Annotated in this window: 22 protein-coding genes and 3 pseudogenes; 8 read left to right on the forward strand and 17 right to left on the reverse strand. The window is 48.7% G+C overall.

The window, feature by feature from the left end; all coding sequences use genetic code 11:
- Positions 1-6: 6 nt before the first annotated feature.
- The 7 genes from R2083_RS11700 to R2083_RS11730 form a co-directional block, all read right to left on the reverse strand.
- Complete coding sequence (locus R2083_RS11700) at positions 7-363, reverse strand: cupin domain-containing protein (protein ID WP_317538554.1); 357 nt, start codon at positions 361-363, stop codon at positions 7-9.
- Positions 364-539: 176 nt separating this feature from the next.
- Complete coding sequence (locus tag R2083_RS11705) at positions 540-1,091, reverse strand: hypothetical protein (protein ID WP_317538555.1); 552 nt, start codon at positions 1,089-1,091, stop codon at positions 540-542.
- Positions 1,092-1,158: 67 nt separating this feature from the next.
- Complete coding sequence (locus R2083_RS11710; RefSeq protein WP_317538556.1) at positions 1,159-1,575, reverse strand: hypothetical protein; 417 nt, start codon at positions 1,573-1,575, stop codon at positions 1,159-1,161.
- A 348-nt stretch (positions 1,576-1,923) separates the two neighbouring features.
- Positions 1,924-2,307, reverse strand: a complete 384-nt coding sequence (locus R2083_RS11715) for a hypothetical protein (protein WP_317538557.1) — start codon at positions 2,305-2,307, stop codon at positions 1,924-1,926.
- 76 nt (positions 2,308-2,383) lie between these two features.
- A complete protein-coding gene (locus tag R2083_RS11720; RefSeq protein ID WP_317538558.1) occupies positions 2,384-2,974 on the reverse strand; it encodes a hypothetical protein in 591 nt (196 codons plus the stop codon).
- Positions 2,974-4,407, reverse strand: coding sequence for a hypothetical protein (locus tag R2083_RS11725; RefSeq protein ID WP_317538559.1), 1,434 nt, complete (start codon positions 4,405-4,407; stop codon positions 2,974-2,976). The genes R2083_RS11720 and R2083_RS11725 overlap by 1 nt, the downstream gene beginning before the upstream one ends.
- 200 nt (positions 4,408-4,607) lie before the next feature.
- A complete protein-coding gene (locus R2083_RS11730) occupies positions 4,608-5,696 on the reverse strand; it encodes a response regulator transcription factor (protein ID WP_317538560.1) in 1,089 nt (362 codons plus the stop codon).
- Between the two features lie 439 nt (positions 5,697-6,135).
- On the opposite strand from R2083_RS11730, the pseudogene R2083_RS11735 reads away from it, so the two are divergent.
- From R2083_RS11735 to R2083_RS11745, 3 genes and pseudogenes are all read left to right on the forward strand, one after another.
- Positions 6,136-6,265: pseudogene (locus tag R2083_RS11735) on the forward strand (IS3 family transposase); the annotation flags it as partial.
- 277 nt (positions 6,266-6,542) lie between these two features.
- Positions 6,543-7,052, forward strand: a complete 510-nt coding sequence (locus R2083_RS11740) for a chemotaxis protein CheW (protein ID WP_317539002.1) — start codon at positions 6,543-6,545, stop codon at positions 7,050-7,052.
- A 43-nt stretch (positions 7,053-7,095) separates the two neighbouring features.
- Positions 7,096-8,058, forward strand: a pseudogene (locus R2083_RS11745) (MCP four helix bundle domain-containing protein); the annotation flags it as partial.
- Positions 8,059-8,066: 8 nt separating this feature from the next.
- Here R2083_RS11745 and R2083_RS11750 read toward each other — a convergent pair.
- A protein-coding gene (locus R2083_RS11750) for an IS5 family transposase (RefSeq protein ID WP_317530936.1) occupies positions 8,067-8,830 on the reverse strand; the annotation gives its coding sequence in 2 pieces (ribosomal slippage) (positions 8,067-8,515 and positions 8,515-8,830; 765 coding nt in all).
- A 34-nt stretch (positions 8,831-8,864) separates the two neighbouring features.
- Between R2083_RS11750 and R2083_RS11755 the strand changes: the two are divergent.
- Positions 8,865-9,623, forward strand: a pseudogene (locus tag R2083_RS11755) (methyl-accepting chemotaxis protein); the annotation flags it as partial.
- A 134-nt stretch (positions 9,624-9,757) separates the two neighbouring features.
- Here R2083_RS11755 and R2083_RS11760 read toward each other — a convergent pair.
- The 4 genes from R2083_RS11760 to R2083_RS11775 form a co-directional block, all read right to left on the reverse strand.
- Positions 9,758-10,957, reverse strand: coding sequence for an alpha/beta fold hydrolase (locus R2083_RS11760; protein WP_317538562.1), 1,200 nt, complete (start codon positions 10,955-10,957; stop codon positions 9,758-9,760).
- A gap of 62 nt (positions 10,958-11,019) precedes the next feature.
- On the reverse strand, positions 11,020-11,466 hold the full coding sequence (locus R2083_RS11765) for an SRPBCC family protein (RefSeq protein ID WP_317538563.1): 447 nt from the start codon (positions 11,464-11,466) through the stop codon (positions 11,020-11,022).
- 99 nt (positions 11,467-11,565) lie between these two features.
- Positions 11,566-11,889: a type II toxin-antitoxin system PemK/MazF family toxin gene (locus R2083_RS11770; RefSeq protein WP_317538564.1), complete on the reverse strand. Its 324-nt coding sequence runs from the start codon at positions 11,887-11,889 to the stop codon at positions 11,566-11,568.
- The gene (locus tag R2083_RS11775) at positions 11,889-12,143 is read right to left on the reverse strand and encodes an AbrB/MazE/SpoVT family DNA-binding domain-containing protein (protein WP_317538565.1); all 255 of its coding nucleotides are present in this window, start codon (positions 12,141-12,143) and stop codon (positions 11,889-11,891) included. Before R2083_RS11775 ends, R2083_RS11770 begins: the two co-directional genes overlap by 1 nt.
- A gap of 140 nt (positions 12,144-12,283) precedes the next feature.
- Between R2083_RS11775 and R2083_RS11780 the strand changes: the two genes are divergently transcribed.
- Both R2083_RS11780 and R2083_RS11785 read left to right on the forward strand, forming a co-directional pair.
- Positions 12,284-12,538 (forward strand): AbrB/MazE/SpoVT family DNA-binding domain-containing protein, encoded by a 255-nt coding sequence (locus R2083_RS11780; protein WP_317538566.1) that lies wholly within the window; start codon positions 12,284-12,286, stop codon positions 12,536-12,538.
- The gene (locus R2083_RS11785) at positions 12,535-12,915 is read left to right on the forward strand and encodes a type II toxin-antitoxin system VapC family toxin (RefSeq protein ID WP_317538567.1); all 381 of its coding nucleotides are present in this window, start codon (positions 12,535-12,537) and stop codon (positions 12,913-12,915) included. The genes R2083_RS11780 and R2083_RS11785 overlap by 4 nt, the downstream gene beginning before the upstream one ends.
- Before the next feature lie 266 nt (positions 12,916-13,181).
- On the opposite strand, the gene R2083_RS11790 is transcribed toward R2083_RS11785, so the two are convergent.
- The 5 genes from R2083_RS11790 to R2083_RS11810 all read right to left on the reverse strand — a co-directional run bounded on the left by R2083_RS11790 (position 13,182) and on the right by R2083_RS11810 (position 21,029).
- Positions 13,182-13,859: a DUF6602 domain-containing protein gene (locus R2083_RS11790; RefSeq protein ID WP_317538568.1), complete on the reverse strand. Its 678-nt coding sequence runs from the start codon at positions 13,857-13,859 to the stop codon at positions 13,182-13,184.
- A 215-nt stretch (positions 13,860-14,074) separates the two neighbouring features.
- Entirely contained in the window at positions 14,075-14,329 is a 255-nt protein-coding gene (locus tag R2083_RS11795; RefSeq protein WP_317538569.1) for an acyl carrier protein, read from the reverse strand.
- An 18-nt stretch (positions 14,330-14,347) separates the two neighbouring features.
- Positions 14,348-15,565 carry a beta-ketoacyl-ACP synthase II gene (gene fabF, locus R2083_RS11800; RefSeq protein WP_317538570.1) on the reverse strand — a complete coding sequence of 406 codons (1,218 nt, stop codon included), beginning with the start codon at positions 15,563-15,565 and terminating at the stop codon, positions 14,348-14,350.
- A gap of 160 nt (positions 15,566-15,725) precedes the next feature.
- Entirely contained in the window at positions 15,726-16,520 is a 795-nt protein-coding gene (locus R2083_RS11805; protein ID WP_317538571.1) for a hypothetical protein, read from the reverse strand.
- Between the two features lie 6 nt (positions 16,521-16,526).
- Entirely contained in the window at positions 16,527-21,029 is a 4,503-nt protein-coding gene (locus R2083_RS11810) for a YCF48-related protein (protein WP_317538572.1), read from the reverse strand.
- Between the two features lie 225 nt (positions 21,030-21,254).
- Here R2083_RS11810 and R2083_RS11815 point away from each other — a divergent pair, with 225 nt between their 5' ends.
- Positions 21,255-23,282 (forward strand): TonB-dependent receptor, encoded by a 2,028-nt coding sequence (locus R2083_RS11815; protein WP_317538573.1) that lies wholly within the window; start codon positions 21,255-21,257, stop codon positions 23,280-23,282.
- 77 nt (positions 23,283-23,359) lie between these two features.
- Positions 23,360-24,472 (forward strand): PQQ-dependent sugar dehydrogenase, encoded by a 1,113-nt coding sequence (locus tag R2083_RS11820; protein ID WP_317538574.1) that lies wholly within the window; start codon positions 23,360-23,362, stop codon positions 24,470-24,472.
- Positions 24,473-24,515 lie beyond the last annotated feature (43 nt).

The following is a 24,515-nucleotide window of genomic DNA, read 5'->3' on the forward strand; positions in this document are numbered from 1 at the left end:
GACTTGTCAACTCGCTGCTCCTGAGCTTTTCTCGCCACCCTTCGGTCCCCAGAACACCACCCAAGTCGTAAAATCCGGCGAAAAATTCTCGAAGCGGTGCTCGACATGCGCCGCGACGAAAAACACCATACCGGGCTCAAACGCATGCCGCTCACCGGCAATGACAATTTCCCCACGGCCGGTATGAATGAAATACAACTCATCCTGATCGTGCGGCGTTTGTATATCGGAACCTCTGGGTGCATACACTTCAACCGACATCGTGCCGTGCGCAAACGCCAACGTAAAAGGCTCACCCATCGGCCATTCCGGACTCGCCTTACCGGGTATGCGTTGCATCAGGTCAGAAAATGTTGCTTTCATAATTATTACCTCTTTTGGTTCAATTTAAAATTGAATTCATCAATTCAAACTCAAGCTATAACCTCAGAGTTTATAAGTTACAAGCAACCTGCACAACAAAAAACACTGCCTCGAAATTCTATTCCGGCGCAGTGCATTTGAATTCTTGAATGAAGCTTTACTGCTTGTTCTAAATATTAAGATTTCTTCGGTGCAAGTTTTTCGAACAGTGCTGAAAACTGGTTAACAAGATAGGGAGCAAAAAGCGTCATTCCAGCTGCTAAAAAATTGACCATATTTTCAGGATTTGGCATTACTCCAGTTTTTGCAAAAGAGTACATCGCAAAAATTCCAAACCCCAGAAACATCAATAAGATTAGTATCATTCCCACTAACGCAATCATTCGACTAGAACTTGCACGCAATTCGGTGATCATTATCGGTTTTCCATCAGCACCAAGCCTTGGCTTAAAACCGCCACTGCCGTCAGCTTCTAGAGATACAACGCTGGCTTCCTCAGATAGTGCATCGGCCAATGACCATTTTGATTTCGAAAGAGCAGACATGATGCAATTAAGACTGACAAACCCACCAAGTAATATCACGCCTATTACTACATAAATAAGCCATGGCTCTACCGGAACCCATGAAACTACTCCTGATGAGGTTCCGCCCTCTGCTAGTATATCCTGAGAAATGATAGTCATAGAAACCACCAACCAAATTGCAGCTATCTTATGTAATTTCATTATCTTCCCCTAGAAATATTTATACCCACTTGTATCAAGAGTCGGCTTGCGATTGAAAAACGCTACTCTACGAAAAAATCCGTATATAGCTTTTAGTCAAACTCGGAACTCGCTCTTTATTCCAAACACCATCTCCGCTTTCACTATCTTTCACACCTTTTTCCTCTTTTTTATTTGTGTTTCCTTCAATGGTTTTAATTTTATCTTTTGCGGATATCTGATCCTCAATCACCAATCCAATATGAGAAAAATCATAAACGACAAAATCACCCGCTTTTGCTTTTTCAGTTTCTGGTAATAATGCAATGTTTTTCTGTTTTGCCCATTTCTCCCATCCGAATGCGCTGGCATCCCGGCAACGCCATTTCTCAGCCAATGAGAAGGATGCAAGCCTCAAAGCTTCTCTGACTTTTTCATCCTCCAACCACTCCCGTGTTATCCATGCCGTAAATGCAGCACACCATGGCCATGCACCGGGAGCCAACCATGTAGCCCCTTGGTATTCAACAATGCGTGCACCTGTATTATTTTCTGATCTTCACGAGTCCCAACCTCAGCACTCGCAATTTTTATGAGTTTTTCGATATGCTCATTCACTTCACTTATCCTCTAACTTTAACTTCTCAATCGCATCTATTAAATATCCAAAAAAACGAATCAATCTAAACCGGGGAAATAAGCAAATGAAGAAACCATAATGGAATCTTCAATATTACCGTGCCCCCAATTCGCTCACTTAATTACACTGAGTAATTGCTTCAATTAACTTATTGGACCGGATCAATAAACGATTAACAAACTGATCTATAGACGGTTATTTCAGTTACTACACCTAATCAGAATGAATGTTATTAAATTCAGTGAGTGCATCGGTACTCAACCTGACTATTTCCGTAGCAATTGCTTGATTTGCAGTTAATCTCTCAACTTTAGTCATAAGTCCTTTGAGTGAATCCAACTGCTGAGTCGAGGGTGGATTGATGGAATGTTCATTTCTATCAAATGCAATTTTTTTGCTCTTTACAAGCGCTATTTTTTGATCTAATTCACCGATCTCTGTCTCATTGTCATGAAAATCATCTTCGTTAATTTTAGTAGGGTCTTCATTTAGCTTCTCCAGTTTACGCTTGGATTCTTCTAAACATTTTAGGGTGTAATCGTAACTTTTACTATAATCCGAAATCTGTTGCTCATTCAATGCATTCTTGATTGCCATGTGATTATTTCCTTTCTAAGAAATTAGAAACTAACCCCTGTTGAATATGTGCTCTGAAGAAGTTGTAAGTGTGTTATCAATTAGAAGAGCTTGTGGCTTGATTAGATGTATTCTGAGCTTCCTTAATATCTTTCAACACCGCTGAAAAAAAATCGGTTAGAAATTGTAACTGCTCTTGATAAGTTGGTTCTTCAGCTAAAATTCCAAGTTTTTTTGAAATTGTCGACAAATCGTTTTTTGGAATCATTAAAACCTGCTGTGATGATAATATTTGCTCTCGTAAAGTTAAATCTCGCAAGAGAGCTGCGCGCTGACGTTCTTGGATAATGTTTGAAGTGCGCCGTAATTCATTTATTAAGGTAGCGTAATTTTGAGCCCCTGTTTCTCCTGCGATGACTGCCGCGGCATGTGCACCTTGCAGATTCGTTTCGAATGTTACTTGTCGTTTTTCTGCTTGCTTGCTGAATGCTGCAATATTCGCCGCCCTTTCTTCTGAATTTGCGCGACTGTTTTCAACAAAACCAGACAGTTCTGTATTTACCAGCGAAGAGTTTATCGAAGTAATTTTAGCTAATTCTCGAACTTCAGATGTAGATGAACAGGCAGCAAAGAATAGACTCGCTGAAACAATCAAGGTGAACTTGGAAATGTTTTTTTTGGTTGACATTAGTTTAAAACTCCTCCTGCAATAGTAAACAAACCCGCAGCTTTAAGTCCTTCGATGATTAGCTTTGCGATTTCTTCCCTTTTCATGCCCGAACCATGATATGCCGCCAATACAATGATTGGCTGTTTAATGGCTACCTCCCAAAGTCGGAGCGCTGTTTCTGATTTATCAAGTGCCTGCGCATGGTCGATGTCGATTAAACGGTATTTAATCTCATCCCTTGCACGCCGTGGGCCAGTGTATATATTCAAATATGTTGTGAGTGCAACTACCATATGGCGACGTGCCGATTCGTTTATGGATTTGGATTTATTATATAAATCTGAAGTATTAATTTCTCTTTTAGAGCTAGCTGCGATTGCCCAATTGAGATATCTTTGAGATTCATTTAAACCTTTAAATTCATTATCAACGAATTCAAGTTCTTGTTGTAGTAATTTAAATCTGGTGCTGGATCTTTCAATTTGGGTATCTGCATTTTCTTTCAATGCCATTAATCGTTCTTTTTCAAATAATAAAGAATTAACTGGTGGTAGCTTAGAAAGTGCTTCTATTGCAGAAAGCCTGCCCCTAAATCTGGGGAGTTGCGCAACAAAAGTTAAAGCCTGTTGTTTATCCAAGCATTTTTCTTGTGTTCGCACTTTTACTGCCTCCTCAATATTTTCATCTTTTATACCCGAACAATTCAGTTTCCCATCAGCAACCTCACCTGTCACAAACGCATCTAGTATTAGGTCAATATTCTCGATTTGAGATTTCGCAACACTTTGCTTACCGAGAATTCCCGATTTCTCAAAAGTATTTAGCGCGTTTTGTAGCCTTCTAGCTTGATCCGTGATTTCTTTCTTTGCTGCCTCGGATGTATCAGTTTCAGCTTGTTTTAAAGCTTCTTTATATTCCTTCAAAGCATTCTCATATATTTCTTTTGCTTCAGTAGCATTGTCTTCTTGTTGTTTTAGATTCTCTTTCGCCTTTTTTATCTTCTGCTCGACATTTACTTTTTCAATTCCTAATTTGATCAATTGCTTATCAATCGATTCCTGTAGTTTGTTACTTAACGACTTGTTACCATCTCCCAATAACGAGAGGAGTTTTGTATTACGAAGTGATTCTGAATTTTGCGCAACAACTTCAAGTTCATGGACTAACAATTTAGTCTGATTTTTTCGTTCCTCTTCGATAACCGCTTTAAAGTTAATTTCATCACTGGTTTTTTTTACTAATGATGCTGTAGCATCCTTATCTGGGTTATATAAGTGGATGCCAGCACAACCAGTCAAACTAACAAATCCAGATAACAACGCTAAATTTATCAGCAAGCAAGCGGATCGCTGCAAACAATGCTTGGAATATTTTTTTATTTTCAACAGATCTCCGTTCACAAAATAATCTCCTGTCATATCGTTTTTTGTTAATTTCAATTTTTTGTACATTGTGTACTTTTGCCGCAGCAACTCTTGAGTATTCCTCTGCGATCTGATGGTTTAGGTTTCATTTGTTTTGACAGTTATTCATAAAAAATTAATTTTGTATGATGTAATTTAAAAAGCTTTATACAACGATATGAATCAAACAAAAATAACCCAATTGAGTCATTTTGAATTTCAATTGATTGATAATGACCGCACAGATCTCACTCGATGCTCGACAGCAGTTCGCTTCGTGTTGAAACACCCAACTTACTGTAGATACTTTTAATGTGATTCCGCACGGTGTGATAACTCAGGTGAATCTCTTCGGCGATTTCCCGGGCAGCTTTTCCTTGGCATATCAGTACCGTTATTTCCATTTCACGATGGGTTAACCGGGTCTTATCGAGTTGATTGAAGACTTTTCCAAATTTGTGAGTAATGCGGGAGGGATGCAATAAATAGATGCAGTGGCGGGAATCTTCATCCGCATGAATCAGGGTCAGTTTGATTTCATAAAGACGCTTACCCAATTGCGATAGAAAGCTATACCCATTGATCTTATTACTTTGCAGAAAATTGATGAGCGCAAGCATGGAAGAGAGGAATGCCTGCTTTTCCTGAGCAAAAACCCGGTCAAATTCACAGCTTTGGAAAATGACCTGACCGTCGCTGCGAAATACGGTTATCGGGTCGGTATAACTAGACCAGAAGTTTTTTGTTAACCAGGAATTAAAGCTCTCTTGCCGGAATAAGATGAGCCTCAGCGTTTGCAGCAAAATAGGCTTCAGTATTTTCAGCAGTTCAAAATCCCTTTGGCTGAATACCTGTTGCTGATTACTCAACCGGCAAAAATAAAATTGAAAGGCCAATTGGTGGTGATCATCAAATACTTTAACCACGGTGCAGTTACGATGCGATTGCTGCCAAGCCAAATCAAAAGACCGGTAGTAACCGCCATTTTCTTCGAAACACTGCACATCGCTCACTGCACTGATTGGCAATGGCTCAGTTGGGTGACTATCCTTGGAATCGGCTATAACCAGTCCCTGCGAGGCAATATTCAATAACTGTTTCCAGCTATGCTGACAGCAGGTTGATTGATTAATGCTGCCCAGTAACTGCAACGCATTTTGCTCTCCCATGAGCCGCCCGTAGAATGCACCGTTGCACTTCAACAATGGCAGCAACGCCGCTTTAACCGCTTGGTTAAATTCGTCCCATGTTTGGCAATTATTCAACCATTTAATCGTTGCTAATGTTTGCTGATGATCACTGTTTAGAAATTGATTGGGAATATTATTCTTATTCATTTCTTCACCCCTATTTTCTTTTTAATTTTTGTAAGAAACTTAAACGAGAAGAACCAAAATTACACTGATGTAAAGCAAACATCGCTTATGAAGTTGTGAGTCCCGGATAATAAGAAGCAACTCTCTTCATTGCGTTATCTACACATCACCCCGTGGCGCTCAGAATATCCTTATACGTTCTTAATTCGGTCAGTCACACTTTCAAGAAAATCAATAAAAACTGCCACTTAACAACAGTATACTAGAATAACGGTCAGGGTATTGTGGGCATTATCACAACGATGGAGATAAAGATTAGCTGCTGGAAGCGACAATTTCGAAATCGCCGTTGGTGCTATTGAAACGATCAGTCCGGCATCTGCAACCGGCGATCAAACTTGCGTGCAACTCTGCAATAAACCGATGCACGCATGCTCTTGCAAAAGCATACGGAGGAATGGCAGCACGGCAAGATGTACTACAGTATATTTCGATGTTTTATAACAGCCATCGGCTGCATACATACTTGGGGGTACAAAAGTCCGCATCAATATGCAGCGGAAACAGAAGAATCGAAAATAATCGCTTAATCAGCAGTTCAACTACCAGGAACAAATAACTATTCCAATAGCCCCTTAAAAATACTGATTTTCATAAATTTGTCTTTTAATTTACAAAGAGTTTACATTCTCTCCACAATCTCATTATTTTTTTGCCCTATAGTACCCCTCCATCAGCAGCAGCTCCACAACAAGTTTAAATATCATACTGAATATTAATGGTTAGTATGAATATTTACAGGAAGAAATAACAGTCATTGGATTTTATTGGTTTGCAATCTTTTATAGGGAAGGAGAGTTAATCGTGATGCAAGAACATACAACCAGCAATGCGCCTGAGCCGGTAAATCCGGCGGCAAATGCGACAACCAATGAGTTTCTGACTTTTCGATTAGGAAACGAAGAGTATGGAATTGAAATACTCAAGGTACAAGAAATTCGTAATTACAATGCCATCACACAAATTGCGAATGCGCCCGAATTCATCAAAGGTGTAGTCAATTTACGCGGAATCATTGTTCCAATCGTTGATATGCGCATCAAATTCCGCCTTGGCAATGAAAATTATGATGAATTCACTGTCGTGATCATTATCAACGTCGCCGGACGCGTGGTGGGCATGGTGGTCGACAGCGTATCCGATGTGATGAATCTGGCTGAAGAACAAATGCGTCCCACCCCTGGCTTTGGCTCAATCATCGATACGGAATACATCATGGGATTAGGCACCGTCGACGAGAGAATGCTGATATTGATCGATATCGAGAAATTGATGAGTAGCAGCGATATGGGCCTGATTGACCAAAACCTCAACTAAAGATTATTGACTTCATCTTATTTGCAATTACAAGGAGATCCAAATGTTTACAAATACCTCTATCAAGTTCAGATTAATTTTTGTAATGAGCGTCCTATCCGCACTGGTGCTTGGAATTGGCACAATGGGTTTATATGGTTTCAGTCAATCGAATGCCGGAATTAAAACCATATATGAAGACCGGCTGGGACCGGCCGTTCAATTGGGAACGATTCTGGATAACTGGTATCAAGTACAAGCCAAAGTTGTCGCCGCCACCAATTTAAGCAACCCCGATGCGGCAAAAACGCTGAGCGCCGAGGTGCAACAACTGGTTCAAAAAAATGAAGGGTTGTGGACGCAATTCCAGGCATCCAATTTAATACCTGAAGAAGTGAGGTTGAGTAAAATAAAAACCGAACAACATGCGCAATATGTGCAATCGGCCAATCAGGTTTTTCAGCTCGCAGCAGCGGGTAAATTTGAAGCGGCCGCGCACCATGTTTCAACGGATACCATGAAAAAATTCAGCGCACTGCGCGAAACCGTATTTGCTCTGTTCGATCTGCAAAGATCGGCTTCAACAACAGAATATAATCATGCGCAAACCAGCTATGAAAGTATTTTTTCAACGACGGCAATGATCATCATCGCAAGTTTTATCCTGGCAGCCATTTTCGGATATTTGTTGCTAAGATCGATTATTGTCCCGTTGGATGAAGCCGTTGCGATTGCTAATGCCGTTGCCACGGGTGATTTGACTCACCGCATTGAAGTCAATTCAACCAACGAAACCGGCCGTTTGCTGCAAGCCTTGAAAACCATGAATGACAATTTATCAGATTTGGTTGGTAAGGTGCGTATGGGTACCGATGAAATTACAACCGCATCAGGCGAAATCGCTTCCGGCAACTCCGATTTGAGTCAACGCACCGAAGAACAAGCATCCAGTCTGGAAGAAACTGCGTCTTCAATGGAAGAACTGACATCGACCGTCAAACAAAATGCGGATAATGCGCATCAAGCTAGGGCCTGTTAACACAATCTGATTGCTTCGACGATGAGAGCGAAGTGGATAAAGGAGATGAAGACGACATCGAGCTTATCGAACCTGGAGAAGATGCGGCGAAATCCCTTGAGCCTTCTGAACAATCGTTCGATCTCGTTGCGTTTTTTGTACATGGCACGGTTGTATTCCCAGGGTGACAAGCGATTTGCTTTGGGCGGAACAACCGGGATGTAACCCAAATCTAGTGCCAGTTGCCGGGTTTGGTCGCCCTCATAAGCACGATCCATCAGCAGGTAGGTGGGCGTATTGACGGGACCGAGGGAAAGCAAAAGCTGCCTGCCCTCTGGCGCATCGTGGGCGTGACCGGGCGAGAGGGCAAAGCTTATGGTTGTTCTGGAATCTGCGGCAACCAGATGAATTTTGGTGGTCCATCCACCTCGAGATTTTCCGATGGATTGGGGGCCGTTTTTTTTAACGCACCCGTACCGTCGGGATGGACTTTGATGCTGGTGCTGTCCAGCGAAACAGTTTCAATACGGATACGGATGATTTGCTGATGCTGAAGTTGCCCAAATACATGGCTCAGTACACCACTCTTTGCCCAGCGATTCATGCGGGTATAGATGGTATGCCAGTTGCCGAATCGCTTGGGCAGTCCTCGCCACTTGCAGCCATGCTCGGCAACGTAAAGAATGGCATTGAGAACTTGCAGATTGGAATGGCTGACGTTGCCACGCTGACGCGGCAGGCAGTGCTCGATCTGTTGATATTGAGTTTCGGTGATTTCCATCACCAAATTATATCAAATAGCGTTAACAGGCCCTAATCAACTGGCCGCAGGAGCTTCCGAAGTTGCGATGAAAGGCGGCTCGGTAGTCGGTCAAGTGGTACAAACCATGAGCTCGATCAACGAAAGCTCGAAGAAAATTGTCGACATCATCAGTGTCATCGATGGCATCGCATTCCAAACCAATATTTTGGCGCTGAATGCGGCCGTCGAGGCAGCACGTGCCGGTGAACAAGGCCGTGGATTTGCGGTAGTAGCCACGGAAGTGCGTACGCTGGCGCAACGTTCTGCCGCAGCTGCAAAAGAGATCAAAGAACTGATCAATGACTCAGTATCCAAAGTTGATGAAGGAACACGTTTGGTAGATGAAGCGGGCGTTACGATGGATGAAATTGTCACGGCTGTTAAACGAGTCACCGACATCATGAGTGAAATTTCCGCAGCTTCTCAGGAACAAAGCTCAGGTATCGAACAAGTGAATCAAGCGGTCACCCAAATGGACGAAGCCACACAGCAAAACGCAGCCTTAGTGGAACAAGCTGCCGCTGCCGCCGAGTCCATGAAGGACCAAGCACAAGCCCTGACACATGCAGTGAGTACTTTCAAATTGGCAGGTGCTCATTCAACCTCTGCAACTGTAAAAAGAAACAATCGTCCTGCGACGATTACCAATCTGCCCAATCGCGGCCCTGCTGCGAAAAAAGCACTGGTTAATTTAAACAAGGAAGCGGCATCCGGAACAACACAAGCGCGCAAAACAGCCGCAGGCGGTGGTAATGATTGGGAAGAGTTTTAAATCGATCCTCAATCATAAGCTTCGATTGAGTCAATAAAGTTCCATGGAAATGAGAGTATTACCGGGTAAAGCAGAACGGTAGTACTCTCACCCAACCGGATATCACCACCTAGTAGCGCACCTCACATCAGTTGTCATTGCACTACACGTAACCGGCGATCCAGCCATTGTTCGATTTTCTGCAGCAATTCGGTCCGTGCCGGTTCTTGCATAAACACGTGCTGGTGATACGGCAGACCAGGTAGTTTCAAAACTTCGTTAGCGGGATTATGTTGCAGTGTCACACGGGCAAAATCTTCGCCACCCCAGGCGGGGGTAATCGGGTCCAGTTCGGAATAAATCAGGTAATACGGTATCGAGAAACCGGCCATGTTGCGGCGGAAACGAACAACTTCTTCTTCGATGCCTTTCACGTAGCGCAACAGACTGCGGCGGACGATCCAGCCGTCGGCACGCAGGCGGGCTTTCTCTTCCTCGCTATCGGTCAAGTAATCCGTCACCCAAGCTGGTGAGGTAGGCGTCGCAAAGTTGCGCAGTCCCGGCCAGGAAAACATCTCGAATAAACCATCCAGAACCGGCACCGTGACCAATGAAAGTAATTGATTGAACAGCAGCAAAGGCAGCGGCTCATCTTGCGGATGCAGAAAATGCGTTTCTGCATGAAAAGACAGCTTGATCAAGGGATTCGCCACCCAGCCGCGCCATCCCGGCGGTTCGCTCACGGCAAAAGCCGGGGCGAGAAAAACCACACCCTGCAACCGTTTGCGCAGATCGGATTCGTTTTGATGCTTAAGTAAATACGACGCGGTCACCAGTCCGCCCAGACTGTGCGCCACGATGAACACTGGCCGCTGCGGATGGCCTTGCGCATCGCACTGCGCCATGAAGGCTTGCAACGCCCGGCCCAACGTCTGCCGCAATGGTTCCAAATCGTACAAAGCCGATTGCGCCAGATAGGCATCGCTGACATCGGCCCGATCGGCTCCCTCTGCGAGCGCCCGATCCGCACGGCGTAGCACCGGATTGGAAAGGCCATGCGCATAATGATCAAAACTGGCAACAAAATAGCGTTGAGAAAAATACCGCGCCACCTCGCCATAACGCCCGATATGCTCGTTCATGCCGTGTACCAGCAACACACAGGCGCTTGCTTGACTGGATTGCGGCGGCAAAGTACGCAGAATCAACGGTCCCTCACCACCCTGCTCGATCGCAATTTCATTTCCCCAACGGGGATAGGGAGCGGTGACAAACGGCCGGTGAACACAACCGGAAAGTGCTATCAGCAGGAAAAAAAAGATCACTCCAGCTGTTAAATGATTTTTGTGAAACATTGCCACGATGCGATGATGCTCACAAAAACAGTGGAATCAAAACGCTGCCAACCGCATAAAAATCAGCCCGGGATCTCGGCTTCGACGAGCTTTGCCAGCAACGTGAGCGATTCCTGCCAGCCGAGATAGCAAGCCTCGGCCGGAATCACTGCCGGCACACCTTTTTGCACGATGTTCAACTCGGTCCCGCAGGAAACCGGTTTTAACGATACCGTGACCTGCATCTCTCCAGGCAGATCCGGATCATCGAACTTGTCCGTATAGCGGATACGCTCAAACGGCACCAGCTCCAGATACTCACCGCCAAACGAATGGCTATGCCCGCTGCTGAAGTTCGTAAAGGACATCTTGAAACAGCCGCCGGTTTTAGCCTCCATATGATGAACCTTCGCGGTGAAACCATTCGGCGGAATCCATTTAACCATCGCATCGGCATCCAGAAAAGCCCGGTAAACTCTCTCAGGTGGCGCGCGCAGCACGCGATGAAGGCGGATAGTGTTTGTGGACATGGTTATTCTCCTTTCGGTAGCGGGTTATTCTTGAAAGTTATGCAAGTAGGCAGATCTTGTTTACCGCAGCAGCAACACCGGTAGTTTCTCAATAGCCTGTCAGTAAGCGAACATCTCTTGCAATCGCTGGCACAATTCGATTTGCGTTGCTTCGTCAATAACCCCGAGTTTGCTGACCAAGCGGGTTTTATCGACAGCGCGGATCTGATCCAGCAAAATCAAACCCTGTTTTTTCTTGAAACTGCAAGCAACCCTGCAGGGAAATTCAAAACCACGGCTGGTCATCGGCGCCATGAGCATGGTAGATAAAGCAGAAAGCTCATCCGGGGAAATAACAACACAAGGTCTTGTTTTGTTGATTTCAGAGCCTTGCGTCGGGTCGAGTTGTACCAGCCAAACCTGGAACCGCGAAACTTTCGGCATTACCAGTCCAAATTGTCATCGGAAGACAATGGCGCATTCAGCCATTCTTGATCCAGCGGCTCCGTGCCGTGAGCTTTCAATGTACCTTCAATGGATTCACGCCAACCTTCCCGCGCCGCCTTCTTGGGCGTAATCAACAAACCGCCCTCCACGACTTGCAATTGCAAATCTTTACCCTCCAAATCAGCTTGTTCGATGAGTGGCTTGGGGATACGTATGCCTTGGGAATTGCCGATTTTGATGAGATGGGTCATGAGAAATGTGAATAGGTTGCGATATCCGCGCAACTATAGTGTAATTACATTGAACATACAAGCCACCATTCGGTTCATTTTTTCATTAATGGCATTCTATTTATGTTCATGCCATAATTGTCTGCATTATGGCAAAGCTAATGACACAAACCGAAGTGCAACTCGATCCTCAAGGGCGGCTGGTGATCCCAGCGCAGCTCAGGCGTTCGCTTGGATTTGAATCCGGTGACAGCCTGATCGCGCGTATGGAAGATGGTCGTTTGATTCTGGAAAAAGCTGGAACGATTAAGCAAAGACTCAAACACCGCTTTGCTCACTTACCCTCAACCACCAGTCTCGCCGAAGAACTCATCGCTGACCGGCGGGAAGAAGCAAAACGGGAAACCGGTGAATGACAATAGTTCTGGATGCCTCCGCTTTGCTGGCTTTTCTGCAGAATGAACCCGGCTGGGATCAGGTTGAAGCGGCTTTGCCGGATGCCGTCATTTCTAGCGTCAATTGGACGGAAGTGGTGCAAAAATCAATCGCGGCAAATGTCGATGTCAACGGCATGCGCGAAGATCTTGAAGCGCTGGGCTTGCGGATCACCCCATTCAGCGCCGAAGAAGCCGGGATTGCCGCGCAGCTTTGGCAAAAAACCCGCCAAGCCGGTTTGTCGTTGGGAGATCGAGCTTGTCTAAGCACCGGTATCCGGCTGGATGCACCGGTACTGACCGCCGATAAAATCTGGGCCACACTGAATTTACCTGTTGCTGTGCGTTGTATCCGTTAACCGCCCGGATCAGACCATACTCACCTGCTTCAAGTCATTGCACAGATCCATACAACATCTCCGTCTCGACGGTTTCGCTGACTCCCTCGATCCCGTAAGGCGAATGTCCAAAGGGCAATCCGCCAAATTAAAACCAGTATCAACAAATCATCCCAAACGATCATTACACACATTCGGCGAAATTATTCGTCAAATGATTGGAGCGAAACGCTTTCAGCTTCGGCCTTACGCGAGTTAGGGCTAGAACACTGTTGTGCCAGTTAAATTTATTCCCACCATGCCAAGTAATTTCCTGGGTTGAAATCAGGAGATCGGATGCCTGTTTTAACTAGAGTATTCACGATACCAATTAAGAGTCCGATCACTTCAGCTCTACGATCAGTTGAAACAAACACTTTCCATTCTTTTTCGTAATAGCAATATCCAGCATCTACCACGCAATAGATATTGACAGGAGGAAATTCGTATTCTTTTTGAGATTCCTGAATTCGAAGAAGAGCTTTTTCTTTTTCTTTTTTCAAGTTTGTCCGAAAGCCAAAAAGAACATGATGGATTGGAGGACCATTTAAGGAACGTATAGACTCCCCCTTTTTTATTGCATCCCGTACTTCTTTCAGAGTTACAGTGGATTTCACTTCGATTGCGTAATAGACACAGTCGATAGGAAAGATTCCGGTCTTTTCATCAAATAATAGAGGTGAAAATCGAGACTTGTTGTAAATAATAATATCCGTCTCGGCGGATAATTCCCCGACTCTATCAATGATTTTTCCTGTACCAGCATAAAATCCATCTGGCAATAACGGCAATATCAAATCAGTAAGGAATATTTCTCGAATTTTCCCCACCATTCCATTGTGTTTGATTGAACCAACAGAATTTGCCTCCCGAAGGCAAGAGTCAACAACATCAACTAGTCTGGAAGAGAGTATGGATTTTGGCAAGCGAGTATCAGCCTCTTAAAATGACGCAGCATAATGTATCACAAGTGAAATCTAAAACAGAATTACTCATGATATCCCTTTACTTATTGATTCATTACGCTGTCATCATTTCAGACCTGTAGATTTCCACAAATTGAATGATCTACTTTGAATTCAATATTATCTGCTCTAACAGTCAATTAACCGTAATTGCTCAAAATCCCCCACCACTCCCACTAACCCTTCCCCTCCGGCGGATGCTCGTTAATATAAGTAACAATATCCCCCACCGTGCGGAGATTCTTGACTTCATCGCCGTCGAACGTAACACCAAAAGCGTCTTCCGCGTCGAACAGCAGTTGCACGGTGTCCATTGAGTCGAGCCCGAGTTCTTCGAATTTGGATGCGGTGGTGATGGTGGATGTGTCGATGTTTTCAACTTTTGACGCGATAAATTCGATGACTTTCGCTTCGAGGTCTGCTGTATCCATGTCTGTTGGCACCTTGTGTTATAGAGTTGTAAAAACGATGCTGACGTTGTTGCCGCCGAATCCGAATGCATTGCACAGAGCGGTCTGCACTTTTTTCTCTACTGCGGTATTGGGCGTGTAGTTCAAGTCGCACTCGGGATCGGCTTCCAGCAAATTGATCGTGGGATGTATCGTGCCCGTTTGCAAGGTCATGATGGCAGCAATACTACCGATGGCTGCGGAAGCGCCGATGCTGTGGCCGATCATCGATTTGGTGGCGCTGATCGGAATTTCCGGCGCGCGTTCGCCGAACAATTGCTTGATCGCCTTGGTTTCGACCACATCGCCGATGGGTGTGGAAGTGGCGTGGGCGTTGATATAGTCCACTTGGCCGGATGTCATACCGGCATCGTCCAGTGCCGCCTGCATCGCAGCGACTTGCCCGTCGACATCCGGCGCGACGATGTGCGTCGCGTCACAGGCACAACCATAACCGGCCAGCCGGGCATAAATTTTCGCGCCGCGCTTCAGGGCGGCTTCCTCCGTTTCCAGCACCAGAATGCCCGCGCCTTCGCCCATGACAAAACCGTCGCGGCCTTTGGCAAACGGACGCGAGGCATGCGCCGGATCGGCATTAAAACCGGTGGATAGTGCAAACAATGCCTCGAAACCCGTCATCGTGAGCGGCAATACGCACGCTTCTGCGCCGCCCGTAACGACAGCGTCGGCTTTCCCCGTGCGCAATAAATCCAGCGCCATGCCAATCGCATTGGCAGCCGAGGAACACGCCGTGCTGGTCGTCAGGTTGATGCCCTTCAGTCCGTATTTGGTTGCTATCCAGGCGGCGGCTGAGTTCGCCATGATGCGCGGAACGGTAAAAGGTGGCACCGATTTGTTTTGAAATCTGCGCGCGGCGGAAGACTCGAACGTCGAAAATCCGCCCATGCCCGACCCCAGGCTGACGGCCAAGCGCCGTGGCTCATAGCCTTCCAAACCACCTGCGTCTTCCAGCGCTTGTTGTGCCGCGTGTAAAGCAAGTTGGGTAAACCGGTCAGTTTGTTCGATCTGTTTGGCGGAAAGGAATGAGGTGGGATCAAAACCGGTCACTTCACCGGCAATTTTCGAGCGCTGTTTGGCGGCATCAAAGCTTTGAATACTGACAATCCCACTGGTACCGGCTACCGCATTTTTCCAGAATTGGTCAATGCCCATGCCAATCGGTGACACAATCCCCATTCCGGTAACGACGATACGCATATAAGAAAGCTCGAATAGAGAAAATTTAGGCAGGATACGATAAAAATCAACGCAATTTTTCTGCGCTGAATATACTGAATGCCGGATAGGCTGTCAAACGTACTATTAGTGCAAAAAAAGCCGCAGCTTTCATTCTCGTAGCGCCATCCAATCGGTACCCTTAATACTTGCTGACAGGCGAGCCATCCGCCAGCTGCCCGCTTGGCTGCGGACAGTGAATCGCACGGCCCAGCACCGTTTTGAAAGCAAACACCGGCCGCCGCTGCCAGGTCAGAAAGCGCTTTCGTTTATTATCCCGATGTTCCGGTTTAACGCCGGAATCCGGAAACCGCCGCACGATATCCCGGTAAAACGCTTCACGCTGCCAGTAATTCACATGAATACCGTCCGGCCCAAACCAGTGCGCTTCCTGCTCAACTAGTAGGAATTGCCGGCGCGCGGCCATATCCATCAACCCGGCATGCACCGCCCGCGCACGGCTGAGTGTTTCATTTCGAGGCAACCGGCAGGATGGATAAAACAGATTGCGGAAAAAGGTGTAACGCCGCTCGGATAACCGTTCAATCGACGCCAGCGGCAAATTGGTCACGACGATCTGCGCGGATTGCCGCTGCAACTGTTCAACACACCGTTCCACCGAACGCAAAACCTGCTCCACCGGCAATTCATACACAATATCGTTGCCGATATCGGTTAACAATGCATAGGTGAGACGCAATTCCATCGCACTCAACTGCCGCCACAACCCGCAATCCGCAATCTCCGGCAACCCGCGCCATACGACCTGACTGAAAATACCGTACGCCCGCCCATGCCCCACCGCCGCCAAAACCTCACTCGGCCCGCCGATCTGCTGCTGCATCAGATCGATGACCAAGCGCAGCGATAACGTCAGGTTGCTGGCGCCGAGCAGGATGAGGCGGTTTGGGGGAACAAAAGGCAGTTGCAACTCCATGTGTCATTAGCTTTCGTTTGGTCGGTGAATATGTATGTCTTGCGTCATGCTTTTAAAAAATTGGATATCTTCCGTTGATGGAGTCCTGCCAAATGCTTTTTGATGCGCCATCAATGTCATTGCAAAATCAGGCCATAGTTCTTTAAGCTGGAATATAGGTGGACCAGTCTCATCAGTGGAATATACTTCTATCGCGGTCAGCATTTTATCAAAATCCTTCGGATAAACATAAAACAACGCCGCCAGCGCCACCAATTGCGCTTCGTGCCCTTTGGTTTCCTGATCGCTATCCTGTGAACTGTTCCTGCGGCTGACCAAGTAACGCAACCGGTTGAGAAATGCCTTGATGGTGCGCGGCGTCGGATCTTTCTGGGCAATCAACGGATGCCAAATTTCCAGCGCTTCGGTAAAACTCTCGGTATCCTTGATAGGCTCCGGGCCGAGCAATGCAATCTTTAATCGTTGCAGCAATGGCTTGATCCAGTTCAGCCATTCTTTGTCATCCAATTTATTCAACCGCTGCAACAACACAAAAAACAGCATGCACATGACCACCGCAAATAGAGCAAGCGCCACTCCAATCTGGAGCGGCCATTCTTGGAAATTATCTTGCGTATAGGCGGGCTTAAATAGCTCACCGTCTGATGACACTGTTTCTTTGGGTCGATCCGTAACGTCCGTTTGTTTTGTAGAAGATTCTGCTGCTGCCGCCTTGTTCTCCGCAGTCGTTGCCGGTGACTGAGGTGCCGCAGCAGCGGATTGCTTTTGTTCCTTCCGAGTTTGATCCGCTGAATCCATTCCCAGGTAAATTCCGGCAGCAATCGCCAGAATAAATAATGATCTTCGAATGAATGCCGCCGAAAACGCCAGAATTTTATCTGCGCGCGCCTCGCGCTTTTCATCGCTGATCATCCTGTCTTCCGCTTTGGATTGGCTGCTCAGACCACCCATCAGTAATGCCTTGATCTGCGCGGTTTCCGGCTTGGGTACTGGCACTACGATATGGATCAATTTATGCAAATAGCTCCGCGCAAACCCATTCTGTTGCCCGGCATTGGAATCTTTTCCGGATTGATCCGGTTGCACGTTTGCCGGATCGTTATCATGCATCTGCGCCGTCTCCTTAAAGCTCAACGTTACATTGATCAGCACATGTTTCGTCGACATGCCGATCACCATGAACAATTCTCCGGAACTGGACAAAAAATTACTGATTTCCAGTACTTTGCGAGTATGTTCCGGATCACAGCGATCCAGATCGTCGATAAACAATACCAGCCGCCTTTGTCCCAATAAACGCGTGATCGCCCTAAAATGACTCTCAAACAGCAAGCGAGTACCTACTTTTTCGGTGGCTTCACCAACAGCACCGGTTGTTCGCAAAAATCCCTGAATGAAGGACACCGGCGCCAAACCCAGCAGCGCCATGCCTTTGATGGCGAGAAATAGTAATAACGCGGATAACGCAGTCAGCCAGGAAACGAATGCATTGGGAAGCAGGACCGGCAAATCCGGGCTCAGGTATTCCATCGCCCATTGAAGCGTTTTTTCATCATCGAGCGACAGCGTCGTGCCCCAACCTCGCTCCACGGTTTTGAGCAGCACATTGGGCGAAGCAAAACAAGCCTGTTTCGTTTCAGACACGGGTATGCTGGTCAAACAATTCAGTTCATCGCGGCGGATGCGTTCATGGTTATGCAATTCGTGCAGCACTTCGCATTCTCTTTCACTGAAAATATCCTTGGTGGTACTCGGTGGATTGACATAAACCACCGCCGTTAATGGCTTATGCCGTGGTACTACAACACGTTTAATAGCTTCATCACCGTATTTTTCCTGAACAACCTGTTCACGGCCATCGTGCAGGCTAGCCCACTCGGGACACAGCTGGCGGAAACCTTTTTCACCCAGCATGACCGGCTGTTCGATCTTAAGGGTATACAACGCATAGCGCCAAGACTCGTTCCATTTTCCGGTTTGCGAAAGCCAGGCCCCCATGAATGCCAGACTGGCAAATAGCATTATCAAAAGCGCTTTCCACAACCAGTGCCGCCGCCACAATAAACGCAAGCGGAACCATAAACCGGACAGCCGCCACCAGGGTTTAACCGCCTGCTTGTGCACATTGGCCAGAATCGATGCAAGCACACTCGGTTCCTCGCGGTGGTGCCAGGCATTGAACCACACCGGCTTCAATCCCTTGCGCTTCAGGTTGGCGGACAGATAATTCATCACCGAGCTTTTGCCGCTGCCCCATTCGCCGGTAATCGCCAGCGTCAGCGGCGGCCGGGTATTTTCGTTGATCAGAAAATGCGTCAGGCTGTCGGCGATCAGGCGCGCACCCAGCAAATCCTGTTCGCCCGGCCCGGCTGGATTGTCGGTCACACCCCGGTTCATGGCCGTCGATGATTGCGTCTGTTCATACCGGTGATTCAACCGGGCACGCCACCAGAATGCCGCTGCGTAAATCAGCAAGGCAATCAAGGCAAACCCATAAAACCACGGGGCCGGATAAAAACGATAAACAACTGCCTGCCAGCTTTTCCCGCCATCCACTGTCTTTAGAATCGTGCCACCTTTGCCTGCCGCCCAGCCTTGCTGACCATCCGCTTGAAACGTGATGCTAACAAGCCATGCATTGGTGCCGCTGGCTTGCGCCTGCCAGCTTTTCCCGCCATCCACTGTCTTCAATATCGTGCCATCTTCGCCTGCCGCCCAACCCTGCCGCCCGTCCGCATGGAACGTGATGCTAATAAGCTCTTCTTGAGTGATGCTGCTGGTTTGCGGATCCCAGGTTTTTCCGCCATCCACTGTTTTTAGGATCGTGCCATCCAAGCCTGCCGCCCAGCCCTGCTGTCCGTTCGCATGGAACGTGATGCTAGTAAGCCATGCTCGAGTCCCGCTGGTTTGGGGCTCCCAGGTTTTCCCGCCATCCACTGTCTTCAGAATCGTGCCGCCAGAGCCTGTCACCCAGCCCTGTTGGCCGTCTGTATTGAACGTGATGCTAGTAAGCTCTTCTCGAGTTCCGCTGGTTTGGGGCTCCCAAGTTTTCCCGCCATCCGCTGTCTTCAGAATCGTGCCGCCAGAGCCTGTCGCCCAGCCCTGTTGGCCATCTGCATGGAACGTGATGCTAGTAAGCTGTGCTCGAGTTCGGCTGGTTTGGGGCTCCCAGGTTTTCCCGCCATCCACTGTCTTCAGGATCGTGCCGCCAGAGCCTGCCACCCAGCCCTGCTGTCCATTCGCATGGAACGTAATGCTAGCAAGCCATGCTCGAGTCCCGCTGGTTTGGGGCCCCCAGGTTTTCCCGCCATCCACTGTCTTCAGGATCGTGCCACTACCGCCTGCCGCCCAGCCCTGCTGCCCGCCCGCATGGAACGTAATGCTAGTAAGCCGTGCTAGAGTTCCACTGGTTTGCGGATCCCAGGTTTTTCCGCCATCCACTGTTTTTAGGATCGTGCCACCAGAGCCTGCCGCCCAGCCCTGCTGCCCGTTCGCATGGAACGTGATGCTAGTAAGCCATGCTCGAGTCCCGGTGATTTGGAGTTCCCAAGTTTTCCCGCCATTCACGGTCTTCAGGATCTTGCCATCATCGCCTGTCGCCCAGCCCTGCTGCCCACCCGCATGAAAGGTGATGCTAGTAAGCCATGCTCGAGTCCCGTTGGTTTGGAGTTCCCAAGTTTTCCCGCCATCCACCGTCTTCAGGATCTTGCCATCATCGCCTGCCGCCCAGCCCTGCTGGCCGTCTGCATGGAACGTGATGCTAGTAAGCTGTGCTCGAGTTCCGCTGGTTTGGGGCTCCCAGGTTTTCCCGCCATCCACTGTTTTTAGGATCGTGCCGCCAGAGCTTGCCACCCAGCCCTGCTGTCCGTTCACATGGAACGTGATGCTAGCAAGCCATGCTCGAGTCCCGCTGGTTTGGGTTTCCCAGGTTTTCCCGCCATCCACTGTTTTTAGGATCGTACCATCTTCGCCTGCCGCCCAGCCCTGCTGTCCGTTCGCATGGAACGTGATGCTGTTAAGCCTTTCTCGAGTGCTGCTGGTTTGGGGTTCCCAGCTTTTCCCGCCATCATTTGTCTTTAATATCGTGCCACCAGAGCCCGCCACCCAGCCCTGCTGCCCGTCCGCATGGAACGTGACACTGTTAAGCCTTTCTCGAGTACCGCTAGTTTGGGGTTCCCAGGTTTTCCCGCCATTCGCGCTGTGTGCAATCAGACCAACATCACCCACCGCCCAGACATGTTGATCCAAGGCAAATACAGCCCCCAAATTTGCATTAATCACAGTCACGCGCTTGAAAACGTTCTGTTCGATTGGATACTGCAAGGTATCGATCCATCCCGGTGCGGCAGTACGATTGGCATCCGGATTCGGCGGCTGTTGCCAGGCAATTAAGGCCGATCCCAGTAGCAATAGCGTGGCCAATCCGATCAGCCACCAAAAGGCAGATTGATCGGGACCCAGCTTTTCGTCGTTGGATGCGCTGCTCGATGACATTTCAGATTTTTGCATGGGCTTTTTTGTTTAATTCAACTCGTCGCGATGGGTTTGCCGTTTCATTCCTTAACATCAACACAATAGCTTTCGCCATAGCAAAACTCAAGCAGAGCGGCCCAATAATTTAACGTTGCTGGGCAGAATGGTAAACTTGCCCGCATGTTGTTTACTCCTGCCATACATTTTCATTTTTGCCGCATATCCTGGGTGATTCGCCGTGTCTTCATGTTGGTTGGCTGCGTGACAAGCATAATGCCAGCCCAGGCGCAAAATCCCGGTTCTTCACAATCCGTAATTCTCAATCCGATCAACATCACCGCCACGCGCAGCGAACGTTCACCGGAACAGATTCCCAACAGCGTCACACAGATCACGCGCACTCCGCAGCATAACTACCAGCCCGGCGCGACGTTGGATGAGTTCGCGCGTAGCACGCCAGGGGTGTTTTTTCAGAATCAGTTCAACTTCACGCAGGACTTGCGCATTGCGATTCGCGGGTTTGGCGCGCGCTCGCCGTTCGGGGTGCGCGGTATTCAGATGCGCGTCGACGGCATCCCGGCGACATTGCCGGACGGGCAAACGCAGCTGGATTCGATCGATCCGTCGCTGATCGAGCGCATGGATATTCTGCGCGGGCCTTCCGCGTCGCTGTACGGCAATGCCTCCGGCGGCATGATCGACATCACCACGCGCGAAGCGCCGCCGGAGAAATTCGTCGTGATGCCGCGCCAGGTGTTCGGGCAATACGGTTATCTGAAGTCCGAGTTATTTATGGGCGGACGGCAAGGAAACTTTGGTTACAGTTTGTATGGTTCGCACACGCAACAGGATGGCTGGCGCGATCATAGCGCGATGCAGAATACGTTTTCACAGGCTAAACTGAATTTTCAGACGAGTGCCGATTCCGATTTGATGCTGGTGTTCCGCGAATTTTATTCGCCGCTGTCGAAAGATCCCGGCGCTTTGACTCGAGCGGAAGTGCAGGCCGATCCCCGGCAAGCTTCCGCACGCAATGTGCAGTACAACGCCGGTGAGGAAATCCGCCAGGAGGAAATGGGTATCCGCTTTCGCCAGAGACCGTCTGCCGGCAAGGAATTCAGCGTGACGGGACATTGGTTGCAACGGGATTTTCAAAGCCGCCAGCAGTTTTTCGACGGCGGACAGGTGCAGTTTGACCGGCAGGTGGGCGGATTGATGATGCAGTTTGTCAACGATCACATTTTATTCAATCGCCCCAACCGCTTTCTGATCGGTGTTGATTACGGCATCCAGAATGACGACCGGCAGCGTTTCAACAACAATTCCGGTGTGCGCGGCGCATTGAACTTGAGTCAGACCGAACGCGTGCAAAGCACCGGGCCGTTTTTCCGCAACGAATGGCGTGTGGCGGATAAGCTGGATGTGGTGTTCGGTGGGCGCTGGGATTGGCTGCGGTACGAAGTCAAAGATCAATTCAAAAGCGACGGTAACCAATCCGGCGCGCGCACCGTGTCGCAAGCCAGTGGCACCGCCGGTCTGGTGTATCACGTCACCAGCCAGCAGCAGATTTACGCGCATACCGCTTCCGTCTTTGAAGCGCCGACCACCACCGAATTGATCAACAATCCCGCCGGGAAAGGCGGTTTCAATCCGAATCTGAACGCGCAAACATCACTCAGCAACGAACTCGGCTTTCGCGGCAACACCGCCGGATTTCAATACGACACGGCGGTATTTTTTATCCGCACGTGGAACGAGATTACACCGTTCGAGCTCGCCACATCGCCCGGCCGGGCGTTTTTCCGCAACGCCGGGCAATCGCGCCGCATCGGCGTGGAAACGCGCCTGGCGACGCCGGAATGGAAAGGGCTGCGCGGCGAAGTCAGTTACACCTTTTCCGATTTTGAATTTGAAAAATACATCGCCAACGATACCAACCTGAAAGGCAATATTTTCCCGGGAATTCCCCGGCATCGCTGGGAAGGATTGCTGCGCTACGCGCACCCGCTCGGTTTTTTCGGGCAACTGCACGTGCACCGCGTTGGCGAGTTTTTTGTCAACGACACCAATAGCGCAACCAACCCGGCGTATACCTTGGGTCAACTGCTGGCGGGATGGGAGTTGCGGCGCAACAACTTTGAAAGCTCGATCTTTTTCGGCGTCAACAACCTGTTCGACGCGCAATACAACGCCAATACTCGCATCAATGCGGCACTGGGTCGTTATTATGAACCGGGACCGCCGCTCAATGTGTTCGGCGGCGTGCGGGTACGGATTGTGGTGTTTTGATCCGGCCTGTATTGAGCCGCTCCGGCAGGAATGGTACAGTGGAGCGCGTTAACTCATGCACCGTGACACTATCCACTATGAAACCACCACTTAAAAAAATCCTGATCGCAATCGCTCTCTGTCTTGCGGTTCCACAAACCGTGCAAGCGCAACGCCTCCAAACCGAATTCGATGTGCGCCTGGTGGCCGAGGGATTGCAATTCCCGTGGGGCATGGCGTTCATGCCGGATGGCAGTGTGCTGGTAACGGAGAAGGTTGGCCGGTTACGTATCATCACACCGGATGGCAAGGTATCGGAGCCCATCAAAGGCGTTCCGGCGGTTTTCTTTCAGCAGCAAGGCGGTTTGCTCGATGTCGCACTGGATCCGGAATTTGCCAAGAACCGGCTGATTTACCTGTCGTATGCCGAGCCGGAAGGATCGCGGGCCGGTACGGCGGTTGCCCGGGCCGAGTTGAAGGACGGCAGTTTGGAGAATCTGCAAGTGATCTTCCGTCAAATACCGAAAGTACCGGGGTCGGTACATTTCGGTTCGCGTCTGGCGTTTGCGCCGGATGGCAATCTGTTCATCACATTGGGCGATCGCGGTGATTACATGGGAGAAGCGCAGAACCTGAGCAATCACATCGGTAAGATCATCCGCATCAAGCCCGACGGCTCGGTGCCTGCTGACAATCCGTTTGTCAACAATCCGCAAGCCAAACCGGAAATCTGGTCGTACGGTCATCGCAGCGTGCAGGGCGCTACGATTCATCCGAAAACCGGCGCGTTGTGGATTCATGAACATGGCCCCAAGGGCGGCGACGAGATCAATATCCCGCAGCCCGGTAAAAATTACGGCTGGCCCAAAGCCAACTACGGCATGCACTACGACGGTACGCCGATAAAGCACGAACACGCCGGGCAAGGCTTTGAAGAACCCATTCACTACTGGGTGCCGTCGATCGCACCGTCCGGAATGGTGTTCTATACCGGCAAATTGTTTCCGGCATGGCACGGCAACTTGTTTGTCGGCGCTTTGGCCGGACGGCAAATCGTGCGTTTAACCTCCGATGATAAAAAAATTCTCAGCGAAGAACGGTTATTGACCAACACGCTGCGATTCCGCGATGTGGAGCAAGGTCCGGACGGCGCGTTGTATCTGCTGACAGATGAAGACAATGGCAAATTATTGAAACTGTCACCAAAATGAAACATTAATGCGGTATAAACCGGACTCCGGCAAACTCGCGTAT

This window comes from Nitrosomonas sp. Is35, from assembly GCF_033063295.1.
In the GTDB taxonomy this organism is placed as follows: domain Bacteria; phylum Pseudomonadota; class Gammaproteobacteria; order Burkholderiales; family Nitrosomonadaceae; genus Nitrosomonas.

Bases quoted from the DNA above. Each gene is read 5' to 3' on its own strand.
- R2083_RS11700 (WP_317538554.1), bottom strand. From the start codon at position 363: ATGAAAGCAACATTTTCTGACCTGATGCAACGCATACCCGGTAAGGCG.
- R2083_RS11705 (WP_317538555.1), bottom strand. From the start codon at position 1,091: ATGAAATTACATAAGATAGCTGCAATTTGGTTGGTGGTTTCTATGACT.
- R2083_RS11715 (WP_317538557.1), bottom strand. From the start codon at position 2,307: ATGGCAATCAAGAATGCATTGAATGAGCAACAGATTTCGGATTATAGT.
- R2083_RS11720 (WP_317538558.1), bottom strand. From the start codon at position 2,974: ATGTCAACCAAAAAAAACATTTCCAAGTTCACCTTGATTGTTTCAGCG.
- R2083_RS11725 (WP_317538559.1), bottom strand. From the start codon at position 4,407: ATGTACAAAAAATTGAAATTAACAAAAAACGATATGACAGGAGATTAT.
- R2083_RS11730 (WP_317538560.1), bottom strand. From the start codon at position 5,696: ATGAATAAGAATAATATTCCCAATCAATTTCTAAACAGTGATCATCAG.
- R2083_RS11740 (WP_317539002.1), top strand. From the start codon at position 6,543: ATGCAAGAACATACAACCAGCAATGCGCCTGAGCCGGTAAATCCGGCG.
- R2083_RS11760 (WP_317538562.1), bottom strand. From the start codon at position 10,957: ATGTTTCACAAAAATCATTTAACAGCTGGAGTGATCTTTTTTTTCCTG.
- R2083_RS11765 (WP_317538563.1), bottom strand. From the start codon at position 11,466: ATGTCCACAAACACTATCCGCCTTCATCGCGTGCTGCGCGCGCCACCT.
- R2083_RS11770 (WP_317538564.1), bottom strand. From the start codon at position 11,889: ATGCCGAAAGTTTCGCGGTTCCAGGTTTGGCTGGTACAACTCGACCCG.
- R2083_RS11775 (WP_317538565.1), bottom strand. From the start codon at position 12,143: ATGACCCATCTCATCAAAATCGGCAATTCCCAAGGCATACGTATCCCC.
- R2083_RS11780 (WP_317538566.1), top strand. From the start codon at position 12,284: ATGACACAAACCGAAGTGCAACTCGATCCTCAAGGGCGGCTGGTGATC.
- R2083_RS11785 (WP_317538567.1), top strand. From the start codon at position 12,535: ATGACAATAGTTCTGGATGCCTCCGCTTTGCTGGCTTTTCTGCAGAAT.
- R2083_RS11795 (WP_317538569.1), bottom strand. From the start codon at position 14,329: ATGGATACAGCAGACCTCGAAGCGAAAGTCATCGAATTTATCGCGTCA.
- fabF (WP_317538570.1), bottom strand. From the start codon at position 15,565: ATGCGTATCGTCGTTACCGGAATGGGGATTGTGTCACCGATTGGCATG.
- R2083_RS11805 (WP_317538571.1), bottom strand. From the start codon at position 16,520: ATGGAGTTGCAACTGCCTTTTGTTCCCCCAAACCGCCTCATCCTGCTC.
- R2083_RS11810 (WP_317538572.1), bottom strand. From the start codon at position 21,029: ATGCAAAAATCTGAAATGTCATCGAGCAGCGCATCCAACGACGAAAAG.
- R2083_RS11820 (WP_317538574.1), top strand. From the start codon at position 23,360: ATGAAACCACCACTTAAAAAAATCCTGATCGCAATCGCTCTCTGTCTT.